This is a genomic window from Mesoflavibacter zeaxanthinifaciens DSM 18436, from assembly GCF_000422365.1.
GTDB classification, from domain to species: domain Bacteria; phylum Bacteroidota; class Bacteroidia; order Flavobacteriales; family Flavobacteriaceae; genus Mesoflavibacter; species Mesoflavibacter zeaxanthinifaciens.
This window is the reverse complement of the sequence record NZ_AULQ01000009.1, coordinates 52,009-67,722: the sequence shown is the minus strand read 5'-3', so window position 1 is coordinate 67,722 and position 15,714 is coordinate 52,009. Positions and strand designations below refer to the sequence as shown.

Annotated in this window: 18 protein-coding genes; 7 read left to right on the top strand and 11 right to left on the bottom strand. The window is 30.6% G+C overall.

Annotated features, from left to right (window positions below):
• The first annotated feature begins 6 nt into the window (after positions 1 to 6).
• Genes H574_RS0109645 through H574_RS0109635 form a run of 3 tightly spaced genes read left to right on the top strand, consistent with a single transcriptional unit; the run spans position 7 to position 1,594 of the window.
• Positions 7 to 231 (top strand): hypothetical protein, encoded by a 225-nt coding sequence (locus H574_RS0109645; protein WP_027880381.1) that lies wholly within the window; start codon positions 7 to 9, stop codon positions 229 to 231.
• The gene (locus H574_RS0109640; RefSeq protein ID WP_027880380.1) at positions 221 to 676 is read left to right on the top strand and encodes a tRNA (cytidine(34)-2'-O)-methyltransferase; all 456 of its coding nucleotides are present in this window, start codon (positions 221 to 223) and stop codon (positions 674 to 676) included. Before H574_RS0109645 ends, H574_RS0109640 begins: the two co-directional genes overlap by 11 nt.
• A 3-nt stretch (positions 677 to 679) precedes the next feature.
• Entirely contained in the window at positions 680 to 1,594 is a 915-nt protein-coding gene (locus H574_RS0109635; RefSeq protein WP_051169872.1) for a YitT family protein, read from the top strand.
• Positions 1,595 to 1,656: 62 nt separating this feature from the next.
• On the opposite strand, the gene H574_RS0109630 is transcribed toward H574_RS0109635, so the two are convergent.
• The 4 genes from H574_RS0109630 to H574_RS0109615 all read right to left on the bottom strand — a co-directional run bounded on the left by H574_RS0109630 (position 1,657) and on the right by H574_RS0109615 (position 4,252).
• A complete protein-coding gene (locus H574_RS0109630; protein WP_027880378.1) occupies positions 1,657 to 1,887 on the bottom strand; it encodes a VF530 family protein in 231 nt (76 codons plus the stop codon).
• Complete coding sequence (locus H574_RS0109625) at positions 1,887 to 2,102, bottom strand: DUF6500 family protein (RefSeq protein WP_027880377.1); 216 nt, start codon at positions 2,100 to 2,102, stop codon at positions 1,887 to 1,889. Before H574_RS0109625 ends, H574_RS0109630 begins: the two co-directional genes overlap by 1 nt.
• Positions 2,103 to 3,398 (bottom strand): DEAD/DEAH box helicase, encoded by a 1,296-nt coding sequence (locus tag H574_RS0109620; RefSeq protein WP_027880376.1) that lies wholly within the window; start codon positions 3,396 to 3,398, stop codon positions 2,103 to 2,105.
• Between the two features lie 185 nt (positions 3,399 to 3,583).
• Positions 3,584 to 4,252 (bottom strand): uracil-DNA glycosylase family protein, encoded by a 669-nt coding sequence (locus tag H574_RS0109615; protein WP_027880375.1) that lies wholly within the window; start codon positions 4,250 to 4,252, stop codon positions 3,584 to 3,586.
• A gap of 63 nt (positions 4,253 to 4,315) precedes the next feature.
• On the opposite strand from H574_RS0109615, the gene H574_RS14580 reads away from it, so the two are divergent.
• The gene (locus H574_RS14580) at positions 4,316 to 4,447 is read left to right on the top strand and encodes a 30S ribosomal protein THX (RefSeq protein ID WP_081653201.1); all 132 of its coding nucleotides are present in this window, start codon (positions 4,316 to 4,318) and stop codon (positions 4,445 to 4,447) included.
• Here the strand turns inward: H574_RS14580 and H574_RS0109605 are convergent.
• The 4 genes from H574_RS0109605 to H574_RS0109590 all read right to left on the bottom strand — a co-directional run bounded on the left by H574_RS0109605 (position 4,444) and on the right by H574_RS0109590 (position 7,328).
• On the bottom strand, positions 4,444 to 4,782 hold the full coding sequence (locus H574_RS0109605; RefSeq protein WP_027880374.1) for a hypothetical protein: 339 nt from the start codon (positions 4,780 to 4,782) through the stop codon (positions 4,444 to 4,446). The genes H574_RS14580 and H574_RS0109605 overlap by 4 nt on opposite strands.
• Complete coding sequence (gene yaaA, locus H574_RS0109600; RefSeq protein WP_027880373.1) at positions 4,739 to 5,497, bottom strand: peroxide stress protein YaaA; 759 nt, start codon at positions 5,495 to 5,497, stop codon at positions 4,739 to 4,741. Before yaaA ends, H574_RS0109605 begins: the two co-directional genes overlap by 44 nt.
• Positions 5,498 to 5,719: 222 nt before the next feature.
• Positions 5,720 to 6,763, bottom strand: a complete 1,044-nt coding sequence (locus tag H574_RS0109595; protein WP_027880372.1) for an RluA family pseudouridine synthase — start codon at positions 6,761 to 6,763, stop codon at positions 5,720 to 5,722.
• Positions 6,764 to 6,776: 13 nt separating this feature from the next.
• On the bottom strand, positions 6,777 to 7,328 hold the full coding sequence (locus H574_RS0109590) for a PASTA domain-containing protein (RefSeq protein WP_027880371.1): 552 nt from the start codon (positions 7,326 to 7,328) through the stop codon (positions 6,777 to 6,779).
• A gap of 136 nt (positions 7,329 to 7,464) precedes the next feature.
• On the opposite strand from H574_RS0109590, the gene H574_RS0109585 reads away from it, so the two are divergent.
• Together H574_RS0109585 and coaD are read left to right on the top strand one after the other, a co-directional pair.
• The gene (locus H574_RS0109585; RefSeq protein ID WP_027880370.1) at positions 7,465 to 8,439 is read left to right on the top strand and encodes a D-alanine--D-alanine ligase; all 975 of its coding nucleotides are present in this window, start codon (positions 7,465 to 7,467) and stop codon (positions 8,437 to 8,439) included.
• A gap of 13 nt (positions 8,440 to 8,452) precedes the next feature.
• Positions 8,453 to 8,908, top strand: a complete 456-nt coding sequence (coaD, locus tag H574_RS0109580; RefSeq protein WP_027880369.1) for a pantetheine-phosphate adenylyltransferase — start codon at positions 8,453 to 8,455, stop codon at positions 8,906 to 8,908.
• 106 nt (positions 8,909 to 9,014) lie between these two features.
• On the opposite strand, the gene H574_RS0109575 is transcribed toward coaD, so the two are convergent.
• Complete coding sequence (locus tag H574_RS0109575) at positions 9,015 to 10,676, bottom strand: SulP family inorganic anion transporter (RefSeq protein ID WP_027880368.1); 1,662 nt, start codon at positions 10,674 to 10,676, stop codon at positions 9,015 to 9,017.
• Between the two features lie 96 nt (positions 10,677 to 10,772).
• Between H574_RS0109575 and H574_RS0109570 the strand changes: the two genes are divergently transcribed.
• The gene (locus tag H574_RS0109570; RefSeq protein ID WP_027880367.1) at positions 10,773 to 12,509 is read left to right on the top strand and encodes a M14 family metallopeptidase; all 1,737 of its coding nucleotides are present in this window, start codon (positions 10,773 to 10,775) and stop codon (positions 12,507 to 12,509) included.
• Positions 12,510 to 12,562: 53 nt separating this feature from the next.
• Here the strand turns inward: H574_RS0109570 and H574_RS0109565 are convergent, their stop codons facing one another.
• Positions 12,563 to 14,857 (bottom strand): T9SS type A sorting domain-containing protein, encoded by a 2,295-nt coding sequence (locus tag H574_RS0109565; protein WP_027880366.1) that lies wholly within the window; start codon positions 14,855 to 14,857, stop codon positions 12,563 to 12,565.
• Positions 14,858 to 15,086: 229 nt separating this feature from the next.
• Complete coding sequence (locus H574_RS0109560; protein ID WP_027880365.1) at positions 15,087 to 15,668, bottom strand: NUDIX hydrolase; 582 nt, start codon at positions 15,666 to 15,668, stop codon at positions 15,087 to 15,089.
• Positions 15,669 to 15,714 lie beyond the last annotated feature (46 nt).

Sequence of the window (15,714 nt, the reverse complement as noted above, 5' to 3'; positions counted from 1 at the left end):
TTTTTTATGAAATTACTTAATGATTTTCGTTTAATAATACTACTCTGCTTAACGCTTGGTTTAGCTCCTTTTTTTCCCGAACCTCATCTTTGGGGAAAACTAAAATGGATTGCTGGTGGTGCAAATGGCATGCTGCTGATGGATTGGTTTGACGTTGTATTACATGGATTTCCTTGGGTACTTTTAATTAGAATTTTCATCTTAAAAATCAATAAAAAGAATGTCGCTTAATATTGTTTTAATAGAACCTGAAATACCAAATAACACAGGAAACATTGGTAGATTAGCGTTAGGATCTGGTAGTAAATTACACTTGGTCAAACCCTTTGGTTTTGAACTTACAGACAAACGTTTAAAAAGAGCTGGTTTAGATTATTGGCAGCACCTAGAGGTTATTTATTATGATAATATAGATGATTTTTTCTCTAAAAACAAAAACAAAAAAATGGCTTTTTTATCTGCACACGGAAAAAAAACCCATTGGGATATTCCGTTTGAAGAAGATTTGTTTTTGGTCTTCGGAAAAGAATCGGTTGGCTTACCTAAATCTTTAATAGAAAAAGAAGCTAATAATTTATATAAAATACCACTTCATAGCCAACATATTAGAAGTCTAAATATTGCTAATGCAGTTAGTATTGTAATTTATGAAGGATTAAGACAGTTAAACCATTAAAATATGACACCTAAAACCTCTAATGTTTTTAATTTTTTTTCAGAATATTTTCAAATCCTATTGGGTATTGTTCTTGCTAGTATTGGCTTAAAAGCATTTTTATTACCAAACGGGTTTATGGATGGAGGTGTAACTGGTATAGCTTTATTAATTAATAAACTAATAAATATTAATATCTCTATATTATTGATTGTTTTTAGTATTCCGTTTTTAATTATGGGGTATTTTACTGTATCTAAAAGAATTATTTTAAAATCTATTATTAGTATTATTGGGTTAGCTCTTTTTATTCACTTTGAAAACTTTGAAATTATCACAGAAGATAAATTTTTAATTTCCATATTTGGCGGTTTGTTTCTTGGCGCAGGTATTGGTATTGCGATTAGAAATGGTGCTGTACTTGATGGATCAGAGATTTTAGGCATATTTATTAATGATAGGTTTGGCATTAGTATAGGAAAAGTTATTCTTGTTTTTAATATCATCTTATTTTCTATTACTGCTTTTGTAATTTCTAAAGAAATTGCGATGTACTCTATTCTAACCTACATTGTCACTGCAAAAGTTACAGATTTGGTTATTGAAGGTTTTGAAGATTTTATTGGTATTACCATTGTATCAACCCATTATGAGAAAATAAAAGTTGCAATCATTAATGAACTAGGAGCAGGAATGACTATTTATAAAGGTCAAAAAGGATTTGGCAGTAAAGGCAAAACTGAAGATTTTGATATTATACATACCATTATAAACCGTATAGATATAAAAAAAATGTATCGAATAGTTACTAGTATTGATAAAGAAGCGTTTATTGTAGAGTTTGATGTAAACAATGTAAAAGGTGGTGTCTTACGTCGTTATTTAGCTAAAAAAAGCAAAAAGCTAGACAAAAACTTAACTAAAAATAATCTTTTCTAAGCGTTTTAGTAAATAACGTTTTTACAACAGCTATTTTATAATTACCAATTTCTTGCTTGTATTTATTTAGGATTATTATGCTTTAAATAATTTAAATACATCGCTTCTACTTTTGCTCTTGCCCAAGGTGTACGACGCAAAAACTTTAAACTAGATTTAATTGAAGGATTGCTAATAAAGCAATTGATCTTAATAACATGTCCCATGTATTCCCAACCATAATGTGCTTGTAAGTCGGTTACAATTTTTTCTAGTTTTATACCGTGTAGTGGATTATTAGGTTGATTTTCCATTAGATATTTTCTACTAATTCCTTTATTTTAATAGCCTTTTCAAAATGATCTAATTTATGAGTTTTAATCCACCAAGTAGCTGCTTCCATCAACAATTCTGGATTATCATTTTTATTTTTAAAAAACGCATAAAATGAAACACCAACATTTTCACCTTTTGTTTTAATTTTCTGGTCACAAACTTTAATAATCTTTTCTTTTAAAACAGGTGTCATTTAATTGTTACTTTTTCTATTAGAATTTCTGTTTTTATTACGATTTCTTTGTCTTCTTCCTGAGTTTGAAGTTGTGCTTTTTCTTTCGCCTTTAGGCTTATTAGAATTATTGCTTTTTGATCTTCTATTTTGTCCTGGTCTAATCGGAGCAGTAGACGCATTTGGATCTGGCTCAAAACCTTCTAAAATTTCGACGGGTAACTTTTCGCCTATTAATTTTTCTATATCTTTTAAAAATGTAGTTTCGTCTGCACTTACTAGGCTAATAGCTTGCCCATCTGCTCCTGCTCTACCTGTACGTCCAATACGGTGTACGTAATCTTCTGAAATATTAGGGATTTCAAAATTTATTACATGTGGTAATAACGGTATATCTAAACCACGCGCAGCAATATCTGTTGCAACAAGCACATTAATACTTCCGCTTTTAAAGCCTTCTAAAGCTTTGGTACGCGCGCCTTGACTTTTATTTCCGTGGATTGCTGCTGCTTTTATACCAACTTGGTCCATTTTTTTACACAATTTATTGGCGCCATGTTTGGTTCTTGTAAATACTAAAACTTGCTTCCAGTTTCCATCTTTAATTAGTTTGATAACCAAGCCTGTTTTTTTACCTTTTGCAACACGATATACTTTTTGCGAAATAGCCTCTACAGTTGTATTTTCTGGAGTTGCTTCAACTTGAATAGGATTGTTTAAAATTCCGTTAGCCAGTTTTTTAATGTCTTTAGAAAATGTTGCCGAAAACATCAGGTTTTGACGTTTGTCTGGCATAAATTTCATGACACGTTCAATATCTCTTAAAAAACCCATATCTAACATTCGATCCGCTTCATCTAGAACAAAAATTTCTACACGTTTTATAGACAATTCATTTTGATTAATTAAATCTAATAACCGTCCTGGTGTTGCTACCAAAACGTCTACACCTTTTCTAATAGTCGCTATTTGTGGTTTTTGGTTGACTCCACCAAAAATTACTGCGCTACGCAAATTTAAAAACTCGCTATATTCCTTTACATTTGTATAGACTTGAGCTGCAAGCTCTCTAGTTGGCGTTAAAATTAACGCACGAATAGGTCTAAACTTCTTTTTAGGGTTTTCTGATAAAATGTGCAGTAATGGTAAGGTAAAACCTGCAGTTTTACCTGTTCCTGTTTGTGCAGAAGCCAATACATCATTACCATCTAAAACTGGTGGTATCGCTTTTAATTGTATTGGACTTGGTGTTGTGTATCCTTTTTTACTAATTGCTTTTAGTAAAGGTTGAGATAAACCTAAAGATTGAAATGACATAAATAATGTTTGTGAGATAAACACTATTTTTTTAGGTTACCTCTTTAATTAGCTGCGAATGTACGGCTAATTAATGGTTTTTTAGTTTTATCGCTGCTGTTTATATTATAAATCATTTTTGACTTAATTATTTTTTGCTCCAATAGAATATAAGATACAAGCATAAACACATTTAGATTTATTTTCTAAAAAAACTCTTGATACTGCAACACTCTAAAATCAAAGGTGTTGAATTTTGGATTCTTAGCTTTAAGCTGTTTATATAACGGATTACTTCCTATGGCTCGATTAGCGCTACCTGAAGATGAGGTTAGAGATACTGTTTTAATAACTCTATTTTCTGAATTAGTATTTGGTAATTCAAATTGATGAATTCTTGGTATTTCATTAGAGACCAATTCTAATTTTATATTGTAATCTTTTATATGTTTTCTAAAGAAATACTCTGGTCCATTTTTACTATTTCCGCCAGTAAAAAGTATGGTTTCAATATTAGAAAATCGTTTAATGTAATCTATAACATCTCTTAATTTAACATTAAACATTCCTAAATCTGAAGCGTCTATTTTTTCTCTTTCGCAACTATTTACAATATCACAAACGCCTATTTTGTGTTTGATTAAAAAATCTTTTCGCTGGTCTATAGCTTCTTGAGAATTATCAAATCTTAAGTTTAGATTATGTATTTTATCAATATACAACCAAAGTGAATTGTAATAACTACCATAACAAAAATCTACATCTTTTTCCAACAAATCGCCTGTACTGAATCTTGGTGGTGGTAATGTCCCAACAATCAGTTTTTTAGTATCTTTTTTAATGAATGGCGGATATGGATGATGATGTTTAAACACAATATAGTCTTGGATTTGGTTTATATTTTTTGTATGTTAAGTGTAGAAAAATACAATTAAAATATGGGAAAAGGAGATAAAAAATCTAAACGTGGTAAAATACACAGAGGTACTTTTGGTGTTAGACGACCAAAAATAAAAAAACGTGTAAGACCAGAAACTAAAATTAATGTAGATAAAAAGGCAAAAGCTTAAATTTTAAACTTTTGCCCTATTTTTTTTCCTACTACATATGCACCAAATACTGCTAGCAGTAATATTGTAATATTAAAAAAGACATATAAACCATATAAAAATATATTGTCTTGAGAGTTAAAACAGTATGTTTCTGTAAAGCAAACTTCTACTCTATCTTCATATAAAAATGGTAATAAATAACTTATTGCAAGTACTATAATTACTGCCCAAAACAAATAAGTTATATTTTTACTTTTTGCTGGTTTGCCCGTTGGTTTAAAAACGTTACGTTCTTGTTCTGTTCGCTTGTTATCTTGTAAAGACCAAGTGATTTTCTTCTGAGAGTTTTCCATCAAATTGATAGTTGTCGTAATTAAACTTTTTTAAATCATCTAAAGTTTTTGCGTTAGTGTCAATAATATATCTTGCCATTAAACCACGTGCTTCTTTGGCATAAAATGAAATAATTTTAAGCTTACCGTTTTTAAATTCTTTAAACGTAATGTCTATTACAGGTACTTTTAATGCTTTTTTATCAATTGCTTTGAAATACTCGTTAGACGCAAGGTTAACAAACAACTCGTCGTCTTCTAACTCTTCATTTAACGTATTTACAATATCTTTTTTCCAGAATTGATATAAATTATCTTTTGTACCCACTTTAAGCTTGGTTCCCATTTCTAAACGGTATGGTTGTATTAAATCTAATGGTTTTAAAACACCGTAAAGTCCGGATAAAATTCTAACCGTATTTTGTGTAAGTTCAAGCTTATCTTTTGGTATAGTGTAAGCATCTAATCCTTTATATACATCACCATTAAAAGCATACATTGCTGGTCTGGCGTTATCGTCTGTAAATGGTACTGTAAACTCTTGATTACGTTGGTAATTTAAATCTGCTAACTTATCACTTATACTCATTAGCTTTGATAAAGACTTTGGGCTTTTTGATTTTAGTGCTTTATTTAACTTTAAAGATTGCTCTAAAAATTGTGGCTGAGTGGTTTTATTTGTTGGCAATTGGGTTTCAAAATCTAATGACTTTGCTGGTGATAATACTAGTTTCATAAATCTATCTTTTTACAGATACTAAATTACAAATTGTTACTGCGTTATAAAAGCTGAATATATAGTAATTTACAATAGAACTATTCGGTTTTATTATTGGGTTTGATTAAGCGCGTTAGCGATAGTAACGACATCCTTTTTTTGCTGCTTTTACTTTGTGGTTAAGCTTTAAACATTTGCAAAAAAAGATATAGTGAATAGCGCGACCCTTGTGGTAACGCCCTAATTATTATCTATATGTTTGGAGTAACCTTTCCATTTTTCTATACAATCTTGCATGTCTTGTGGTATTGGCGTGTCAAAACTCATAAATTCGTTTTTTGTTGGATGCATAAATCCTAAGGTTTTGGCATGTAAGGCTTGACGTGGTAATACTTTAAAACAGTTCTCTACAAATTGCTTGTATTTGGTGAAGGTTGTACCTTTTAAGATTAGGTTTCCGCCGTAACGCTCGTCATTAAATAAGGTATGTCCTATATGCTTCATGTGTACGCGTATTTGGTGCGTACGTCCGGTTTCTAATTTGCAGCTTACTAGTGTAACATAACCTAAACGCTCTATAACTTTGTAGTGCGTTACTGCTGGTTTTCCTTTATCGGCTTCATCGTCCAAGAATACGGTATTTTGTAATCGGTTTTTTGGATGTCTTCCTATGTTACCTTCTATTGTACCTTGGTCTTCTTCTATGTTTCCCCAAACTATTGCAACATACTCACGCTCGCTAGTTTTGGCTTTAAATTGAGCAGTAAGATGCGCCATAGCGTGTTCGGTTTTTGCAACCACTAACAATCCTGATGTATCTTTATCTATACGATGAACTAATCCTGGTCTCTCACTTGAATTGTTTGGTAAATTATCAAAATGAAAAATTAGTGCGTTAATTAATGTTCCGGAATAATTACCATGTCCTGGATGTACAACCATGCCTGCTGGTTTGTTAACAACTAATAATTGATCGTCTTCATAAACGATGTCTAATGGAATATCTTCTGCAACTAATAAATTTTCATGTGGCGGATGTTGAAATAATACGCGTACCTGATCATTTGGTTTTACCTTGTAGTTGGGTTTTACTGGTGTACCATTTACAAAGATGCTTCCGTTTTTTGCGGCGTCTTGTATTTTGTTTCGGGTAGCGTTTTCTACCTTATTCATTAACCATTTATCGATACGTAAAGGTGATTGTCCTTTATCTGCGGTAAACGAATAATGCTCGTAAAGATCGTCGTTATCTTCTTCTGGTAATTCTGGTGTGTAATCGTCCATTATATAAATTATTTTATCGATTACCGTTACCTAAAACTAAATCTATTGAAGCTGTTTTTGGCAATTTTGTTCCTGGATCTAAAACTTTTCCTTTGTAACGCATACCTAAAACCATATCTTTAGCAATATTGTCAATGTAGGTTTTCTTCCCTACTTTAAAGCCTAAAGCTTCTAAGGTTGGTTTTGCTTGTCTAAATGTACGTTGTCTTAAATCTGGAACTGCAACTTTACGATATCCTGAAGGATTTAAGGTAATGTAAATTTTACGATTTTCTTTAACTTGAGCATTTGGTTTTGGGTCTTGTTCTATAACTGCAAATTTTGGGTAGTTTGGATTAAAATTAGCAGAGTCTTGAATTTGCATTACCAAATTATTTTGTTCTAACTCCATCTTAGCTACCTCAATAGATTTTCCTGTTAAGTCAGGTACAGTCTCAAATGTACCGTGATTTGTGGTTACGTTTAACCATTTAAGCAACAAAAAAACAATTACTACAACTGCTATAATAGCAATTATAATTTGCTTTAAAAATTCTTTACTTTTTATAAAACCAATAAAACTCATTTAGTAAAATTTATGTAGACAAATATATAAAAACAAAAAGGTTTTCCTTCGGATTAAAATAAATGATATTTTTACACAACGAATATTTTTTAGGATTATTGAAAACCTTAGAGTATTTCGATATAATTTAGACTAAATGAAAAAAAATATAGCCATTATTATGGGCGGATATTCTAGCGAATATCAAATCTCATTAAAAAGCGGAAACGTAGTTTACAACACGCTTGATAAAGAAAAGTTTAATGCGTATCGCATTCATATTTTTAAAGATAAATGGGTTTATGTAGACGAAGACGATAGTGAATACCCAATTGATAAAAACGACTTTTCTTTCACTAAAGACAATACAAAAATCACGTTTGATTGTGTTTTTAACGCTATACATGGTAGTCCCGGAGAAGATGGCTTTATGCAAGGTTATTTTAACTTACTAGACATTAAGCACACTAGTTGCAGTATGTACCAAGCTGCGATAACTTTTAATAAACGTGATTGTTTAAGTATTTTAAAACCTTACGGAATTTTAACTGCAGAAAGCTATTTTTTAAATACTGGCGACACTATTAATGAAGACGAAATTATTAGTAAAGTTGGCTTACCTTGTTTTGTAAAGGCTAACAAAGCAGGTAGTAGCTTTGGAATTACCAAAGTGCATAAAAAAGAAGATTTACAGCACGCAATTGAAGTTGCTTTTAAAGAAGATGACGAAATTATTATCGAATCTTTTTTAGATGGAACCGAAGTATCGGTTGGTGTTATTACCTATAAAGGAGACACCAAAGTCTTACCAATAACAGAAATTGTTAGCGAAAATGACTTTTTTGATTACGAAGCTAAATACTTAGGTAAATCTCAAGAGATTACACCTGCTAGAATTACAAAAGAACAAGAAGAAATTGTTACGAAAACCGCTAAGAAGGTTTATGAGGTTTTAAAAATGAAAGGTTTTTCTAGAAGTGAATTTATATTTAAAAACAATCAACCGCATCTATTAGAAGTAAATACAGTACCTGGATTAACTAACGAAAGTATTTTACCTCAACAAGCTGCTGCTGCAGGTATTAGTTTACAAGAATTATTCACAAATGCTATTGAAGAAGCTTTAAAATAACTAACTTTAAAATATGAGACGCGCACTTTTTCCTGGATCTTTTGATCCAATTACCAATGGACATTACGATATTATCAAACGTGGTATTAAGTTATTTGATGAAGTAGTTGTTGCTATTGGTGTAAACTCTTCAAAAAAATATATGTTTTCTTTAGAAGAAAGAAAGCAATTTATTGAAGAGGCTTTTAAAGACGAACCCAAAATAAAAGTAGTTACTTATAAAGGACTTACAGTTGATTTTTGCAAAGAAATTGAAGCTGATTTTATTTTAAGAGGCTTACGCAATCCTGCAGATTTTGAATTTGAAAAAGCTATCGCACATACAAATCGTAAATTATCTACCATAGAAACTGTATTCTTACTAACTGCAGCTAGAACAAGTTTTATATCGTCTTCTATTGTTAGAGACGTCATTAAAAATAACGGAGATTACACCAAACTAGTACCTAAAAGTGTACGAGTAAAATAGTTGACGTTAGAAGTTGGATGACGGATGACGGATGACCTAAGTTGAAAAAGTGGCACTAAAAGAACTTTAAATACTTTAGACACTTAAAACTTTAAGTATTTATATCCTAAAACTTATATTCTGATAAAGGTTTAGGAAATTTCTCTGGATCTTCTGCTAAATGATATCTTGGATCATCAATAGCTTCGATTACAACTTCTCTAAATTTTGGACTTGCCTTATACATCAATATTTTACAATCTTCACTAAGGTGTTTTAATCTAATTTGTTTGCCTTCTGCTTCATACTTTTCAACTAAATTAAAAATAGCTTCTAAAGCAGAATGGTCACTAATTCTTGACTCTACAAAGTCAATTTCAACTTTTTCTGGATCGTTTTTGACGTCAAATTTTTCATTAAATGCAGAGATACTTCCAAAAAATAATGGCCCCCAAATTTCGTAAACTTTAGTTCCGTCGGCTTTCATTCTTTTTCTAGCTCTAATTCGCTTTGCATTTTCCCAAGCAAAAGCTAATGCCGAAATGATTACACCAATAAATACTGCTACTGCTAGATCTACAAAAACAGTTACTAAAGACACAGTGATTAAAACAAACGCATCAGATTTAGGTATTTTCTTTAATATTCTAAAACTTGACCATGCAAATGTTTCTATAACCATCATAAACATGACACCAACTAATGCTGCAATTGGCACCATTTCTATTAACTTATCTGCAAATAGAACAAATGACAATAATGTGAGCGCCATCATTATGCCTGACAATCTTCCTCTACCTCCTGAATTAATATTAATTACAGTTTGACCAATCATACCGCAACCACCAGTTGCACCAAATAAACCAGAAACAATATTTCCTGCACCTTGTGCAATACATTCTCTATTACCATTACCTCTAGTTTCAGTTAATTCGTCTACAAGATTCATAGTCATTAAAGTTTCTATTAATCCAACAGAAGCTGCTAAAAATGCAGGTAATGCTATAAATTTTAATGTATCTAGATTGAATGGTAATTTTTCCCACAACTCCATATTTGGAGTCGGAAATTCTCCTTTTAATCCAGTTCCGCCACCTTCAATTATATAAGAACCAACAGTTGGTACATCAATATTAAAACCAATTACTATTAAGCTAGTTACAATTATTGCTGTTAATGCAGCTGGTAATTTTTTAGTAAGCTTTGGAAGTGACCAAATAATTCCCATAGTTAATAACACTAAAGCTATCATAGTATACAATTCTGTTCCATCCATAAAAGTGCTAACATATCGTTTAACACCTTCATCAGAAACTTGTAAACTCTTATGGCTAAACATTTTTACTTGTGCTATAAAAATGACGATAGAAAGTCCGTTTACAAATCCCATCATTACAGGATGTGGTATTAGTCTAACAAATTTTCCTAATTTAAAAACACCTGCAAATATTTGTATTAAACCCATTAAGACGACACAAGCCATAAGGTAGAAAAAACCCATATTTTCTATAGGTGTATCCATTAACATTCCTTTAGTGTGTCCTTCTGCAATCATAGATACAAATATTACAGCTACAGCTCCTGCCGCACCAGAAATTAATCCTGGTCTACCACCAAAAATTGCAGTAATTAAACCTATAATAAATGCACCAGAAAGTGCCATTAACGGATCTATTTGTGCAACAAAAGCAAACGCAACTACTTCTGGAATCATTGCTAAAGAAACTGTAATACCTGCTAATACATCATCTTTAGCATTAGGAACTATTTTTCTAATAAACTCTGTCATTGTCTTGGCTTTTAAGCTTGCAAAAGTACATCTAATTACAAAAAACACAAGCCTATATACTATATTTGTAGTAATTAGATTTAAATAATCGCTTTTATGAAAAAAATCGCTCTGCTTTTTTTAGTTGGTTTTATTTATTTTTCTTGTGAAGAAGATAAAACACCAAGTTTTACTACTGTTTTTGAAACCTCTAATGGAACTAAAACTCCGACTTACAACGAAGTTATTGAGTTTTATAAACAATTAGCCGATAGTTACTCAAAAGTCCATATTCAAGCAATTGGTGAAACTGATAGCGGAGAACCATTACACCTTGTTACATTAAATCCTGATAGTAATTTCAATTTTGAAAGTATAAAAAAAGACAAGCGTATCATTTTAATCAATAATGGCATACATCCAGGAGAATCTGATGGTATTGATGCTACCATGCTTTTATTTAGAGATCTTGTACAAGGTAAAATAAAGATGCCTAAAAATGTTGTTTTAGCAACAATACCTATTTACAATATTGGAGGTAGCTTAAACAGAAACAGCACTACAAGAACCAACCAAAACGGACCAGAAGAATATGGTTTTAGAGGTAATGCTCGTAATTTTGATTTAAATAGAGATTTTATAAAAGCAGATAGTAAAAATGCAAAAGCTTTTGCTAAAATTTTTCATTTAGTAAAACCTGATGTTTTTATTGACAATCATGTTAGTAATGGTGCAGACTACCAATATACACTTACTCATTTATTTACACAGCACAACAAATTAGATGGAGAGTTAGGCAAGTATCTACACAATACTATTCAACCAGAATTAGAGCAGAGACTTGATAAAAAAAATTGGGATATTACTCCATACGTTAATGTATTTAATAGCGTACCAGAAAAAGGCTTTTCTCAATTTATGGATTACCCAAGATACTCAACAGGATACACTACACTTTTTAACACCTTAGGTATGATGGTAGAAACCCATATGTTAAAGCCCTACAAACCACGTGTTGAAGGTACTTACGAGTTAATGAAAACCATGATTGAAATTGTAAACACAGAAGCAAAAAACATAAAAAAACTAAGAAAAGAAGCTTTTAATAAAACTTACACTAATAATCTATATCCTTTAGATTGGAAAATAGACACAACAAAACAAACTACGCTAAAGTTTAAAGGTTATGAAGGCAAAATGATTACTAGTAAAGTTACTGGTCTACAACGTTTAAAATATAATCGCAATCTACCTTTTACAAAGGATGTTACTTACATGAATTATTTTAAACCAACTACAAAAGTAAAAATACCTAAAGCATACATCATCCCTAAAGGTTGGTGGCCAATTTTAGAGCGCTTAAAAATGAATAATATTGAAATGAAGCCTTTACAAAATGATAGTACTATTTCTGTTGAAAGTTATAAAATTGAAAAATTTAATACACGACAAACACCATACGAAGGACATTACCAACATTACAACACTACCGTTACTTCTACTATAGAAAATATCACTTTTAAAAAAGGAGATCTTTTAGTTGAAACTGATCAATATGGAATGAGGTATTTAATTGAAACCTTAGAACCTTCTGCTCCAGATTCATTTTTTAATTGGAACTTTTTTGATACCATTCTTCAGCAAAAAGAAGGTTTTTCTCCTTATGTTTGGGAAGATAAAGCGTTAGAATTTTTAAACCAAAACCCAGAGATTAAGCGTCAATTTGATTCTATTAAATCTAAAAACGAGAGCTTTGCTAATAATTGGTATACGCAATTAGACTGGATACACAAACACAGTCCTAATTACGAAAATGCACATTTACAGTATCCTATTTACAGGATTTTAAAATAAAAAAAGCCGCTACAAAATGTAGCGGCTTTTTAATTAGTAATCTAAATTGAATCTTATTTTCTTACTACTATTTTCTTAGATATTGTTCTAAACCCAGATTTTAGTTTGATAATATACAATCCATTAACCAATTGGTTTAAGTTTACAGTATTTGCTTTATTAGCAACATTACCTTTCATAACTTGTTTTCCATTTAAATCTGTAATTGTAAATTCAAAAATTTCACCTTCGTTAAATACTAAATCTACTGTTAAATAATCAACAACAGGATTTGGATAAAGTTTAACAGCATTGGTCAATGCCTCTTCCTCTTCTACTTTTGCTACCACTAATTGCTGCAGTGCACTTTTAGTTGAGTTATTAACTTGGTCTTTTTTAGATTTATCTTCTGTTTCTGTTTGTGCTGCTCTTTGATCTACTCCTCCAGGAATAATTACAATTTGTGATCCAGTATTAGCTATATCTGCACAAATATTATTGTTATTAATTACATTTTGAACATCAGCTATGGTATCTGTTCCTAAATTAATACTTGATATATCAAATGTTAAAGGATCGTATACAAACATGTGTACATTGTATGGTCCATTTAAATAAGGAAGCGTTAACGTTAAATTTTCACTAACTGAATATATGATTTCATTATCTATTGATGCTAAAACTGTACCTAAGTTATAACCAGAAGGAACTATATTATCATCGTTAGGTGTTATATTAATATTAAAAGTATTTCCTAAAGGTATTACAATAACATCCAAACTAGGAATTCCTGTACCTGCTAAAACTTCACAAGCTTGCTCTAATAATGTAAATTGTATAGTTTGTTCTTCACATAAAATTAAAGAGTTATCATTATTATCGCCACAATTGTTATTGTTATTAGAATAACTGCTTGCTGATTGAGAGTAAAGCTTTGCGGTTAATTGAAAATTACCTAAACCTAAATTCCACGAAGCTGCACCAGCTGGATAAGTATATGGAGTAACACTTTCAGTTATTGAAAATATTTGATTTGTATCAAGATTAGTAACCTCTAATTGCACATTTTCTACTTCTCCGTTAGTTAAAGTATTTATGTAAAAATCTGTTGGTATATCTTCAATATAATAAGATTGACCATCTACTATATTATTAGAGTTTACACCATCTGTAAATGCAAAACCATCTATGCTTCCACAAACAGCTGAGTCTGTAAGTGTAAAAGTATAAGTGTATTTGTCACAAAATACCGTTGTTTGACTATTACTACCACAATTATTACCATAATAACTAATTGTTGTAGTATATAGTTTTGCGGTTATTTTAAAGTTTCCTGTGCCTAAATTCCAAGAGCTTCCCGTACTTGGATAAGTGTAAGGCGCTACACTTTCTGTAATACCAGTTGTTGTATTGGTGTCTAAATTAGTTACATAATATTTTACTTTACTTACATCTCCTTCTATAGCAGAATCTATATAAAAGTTAGCAGGTAAATCTTGTATGTTATAAGATTGACCATCATTTAACGCTACAGAGTCGTCTCCATTTGTAAAATTTAAAGCAGTAAGTTCTCCACAAGATACTGTATTGTTTAAGGTAAAATAAATAGTCTCTTGATCACATACAGTAGATTGACAATAGTCATAAATATAAACCTTAGATGTTAACTTAAAATTACCGTAACCGTAATTCCAAACAGATCCGCCACCTGGTATTGTATATGGTTCATAGTTTTCTCCAACATAAAAAGTTTGATTTGTATCTAAATTTTTAAGTATTAGTTTAACACTTTCAGAATTACCTGTAACAACAGACTCTACAAAAAAGTTTGTTGGTAAATCACTAACTTCATATGAGTTTCCATTTACAATATCTGTAGATGTTACTCCGTTAGTAAACGTAAATCCATCTACTTGTCCGCAAGAAGAAGCATTTGTTATTGTAAATTGTACAGTTTCTGTATCACAAGTCCATCCGCCACAATAATTATATTTGTAAAGTTTTGCCTTAAGTTTAAATACACCTGTACCATAATTCCAAGCACTTCCGCCTCCAGGAAAGGTATAAGGCTCATAATTTTCTGTAATATTGTAAGTAGCTCCTGTACTTAAGTTTTGCAAATAAAACTTTGCACTTTGTGAGTAACCACCAACAATTAACTGTATATAAAAGTTATTTGGTAGTTCGTTAATACTGTAAGTCCCGTAATTATTAATCATCACAGAACTATTTCCGCTTTTAAATTTAAAGCCATCAATATGACCACACCATGTATCGTCATTTGCAAAAGCTGTTATTGAAATAAAAAGGGAGAAAAGGGAAACTAAAAATAACTTTTTAGTTAATGGATTAAGTAATTTTTTACTCATAATTTGTTGGTTTATAGCATTTACATAATTATGAGTAAATTTAGATTACCGAAATCTCTTACAGAAAATTAATAGGTTAAAAGCAACAAAAATCTATTAACGGATTAAAGCATTTTTTACAAGTTTAAATGCTCAAAAACATCTTTTAAATACACATAAACCAGGTGTAAACCATAAAAAATCAGTCAAAACAAGCTTAACCAACAAAGACCAACTAAATAATCGGTATTTAAAACAGCAATTTTATATTGGCATAAGAATTTTCTAAAGCCTCTTTCGCTTGCTTTTCATTTAACCATTCTACTTTTGTGATACCTTCATTTAGTTGAGGATGTAATTTTCCTTTAAAATCAGATTTCATCTTATACCAATGTGTTATTTTTAACTTGTGTTTTCCGTTGCGTTTGTATATGTGATATGTAGTAGGAAGTTTATCTATAATTTCTAAATTTTTAATACCAGTTTCTTCTTCAACTTCTCTAATAGCAGTGTCTTCTATAGATTCTTTTTTTTCAGCTTTACCTTTAGGTAAATCCCATTTATCGTTTCTGTAAATAAATAAAATTTCGCCATTCTCATTATATACTTTTCCACCACCAGCAACTACGTTTGGTAATTTCTTTTTAAAATTTTTAAGCAATTTATCTTCAGAATGACCAATTAATCTAACCGAATTTATTTTTTTCTTACTTAATGTTTTTAACACCACATTTAAATCTACATCTTTTAATAAAAAATTTTTAAAATCAGTTTCTTTATCTACTGTTGTTGTTAGGTAAATTGGCTTATTGTTTACAAAAATGCAATGCATGCTTAATTTAGATTTAGTGATGTAAAAATATAAAACTAATAGAATT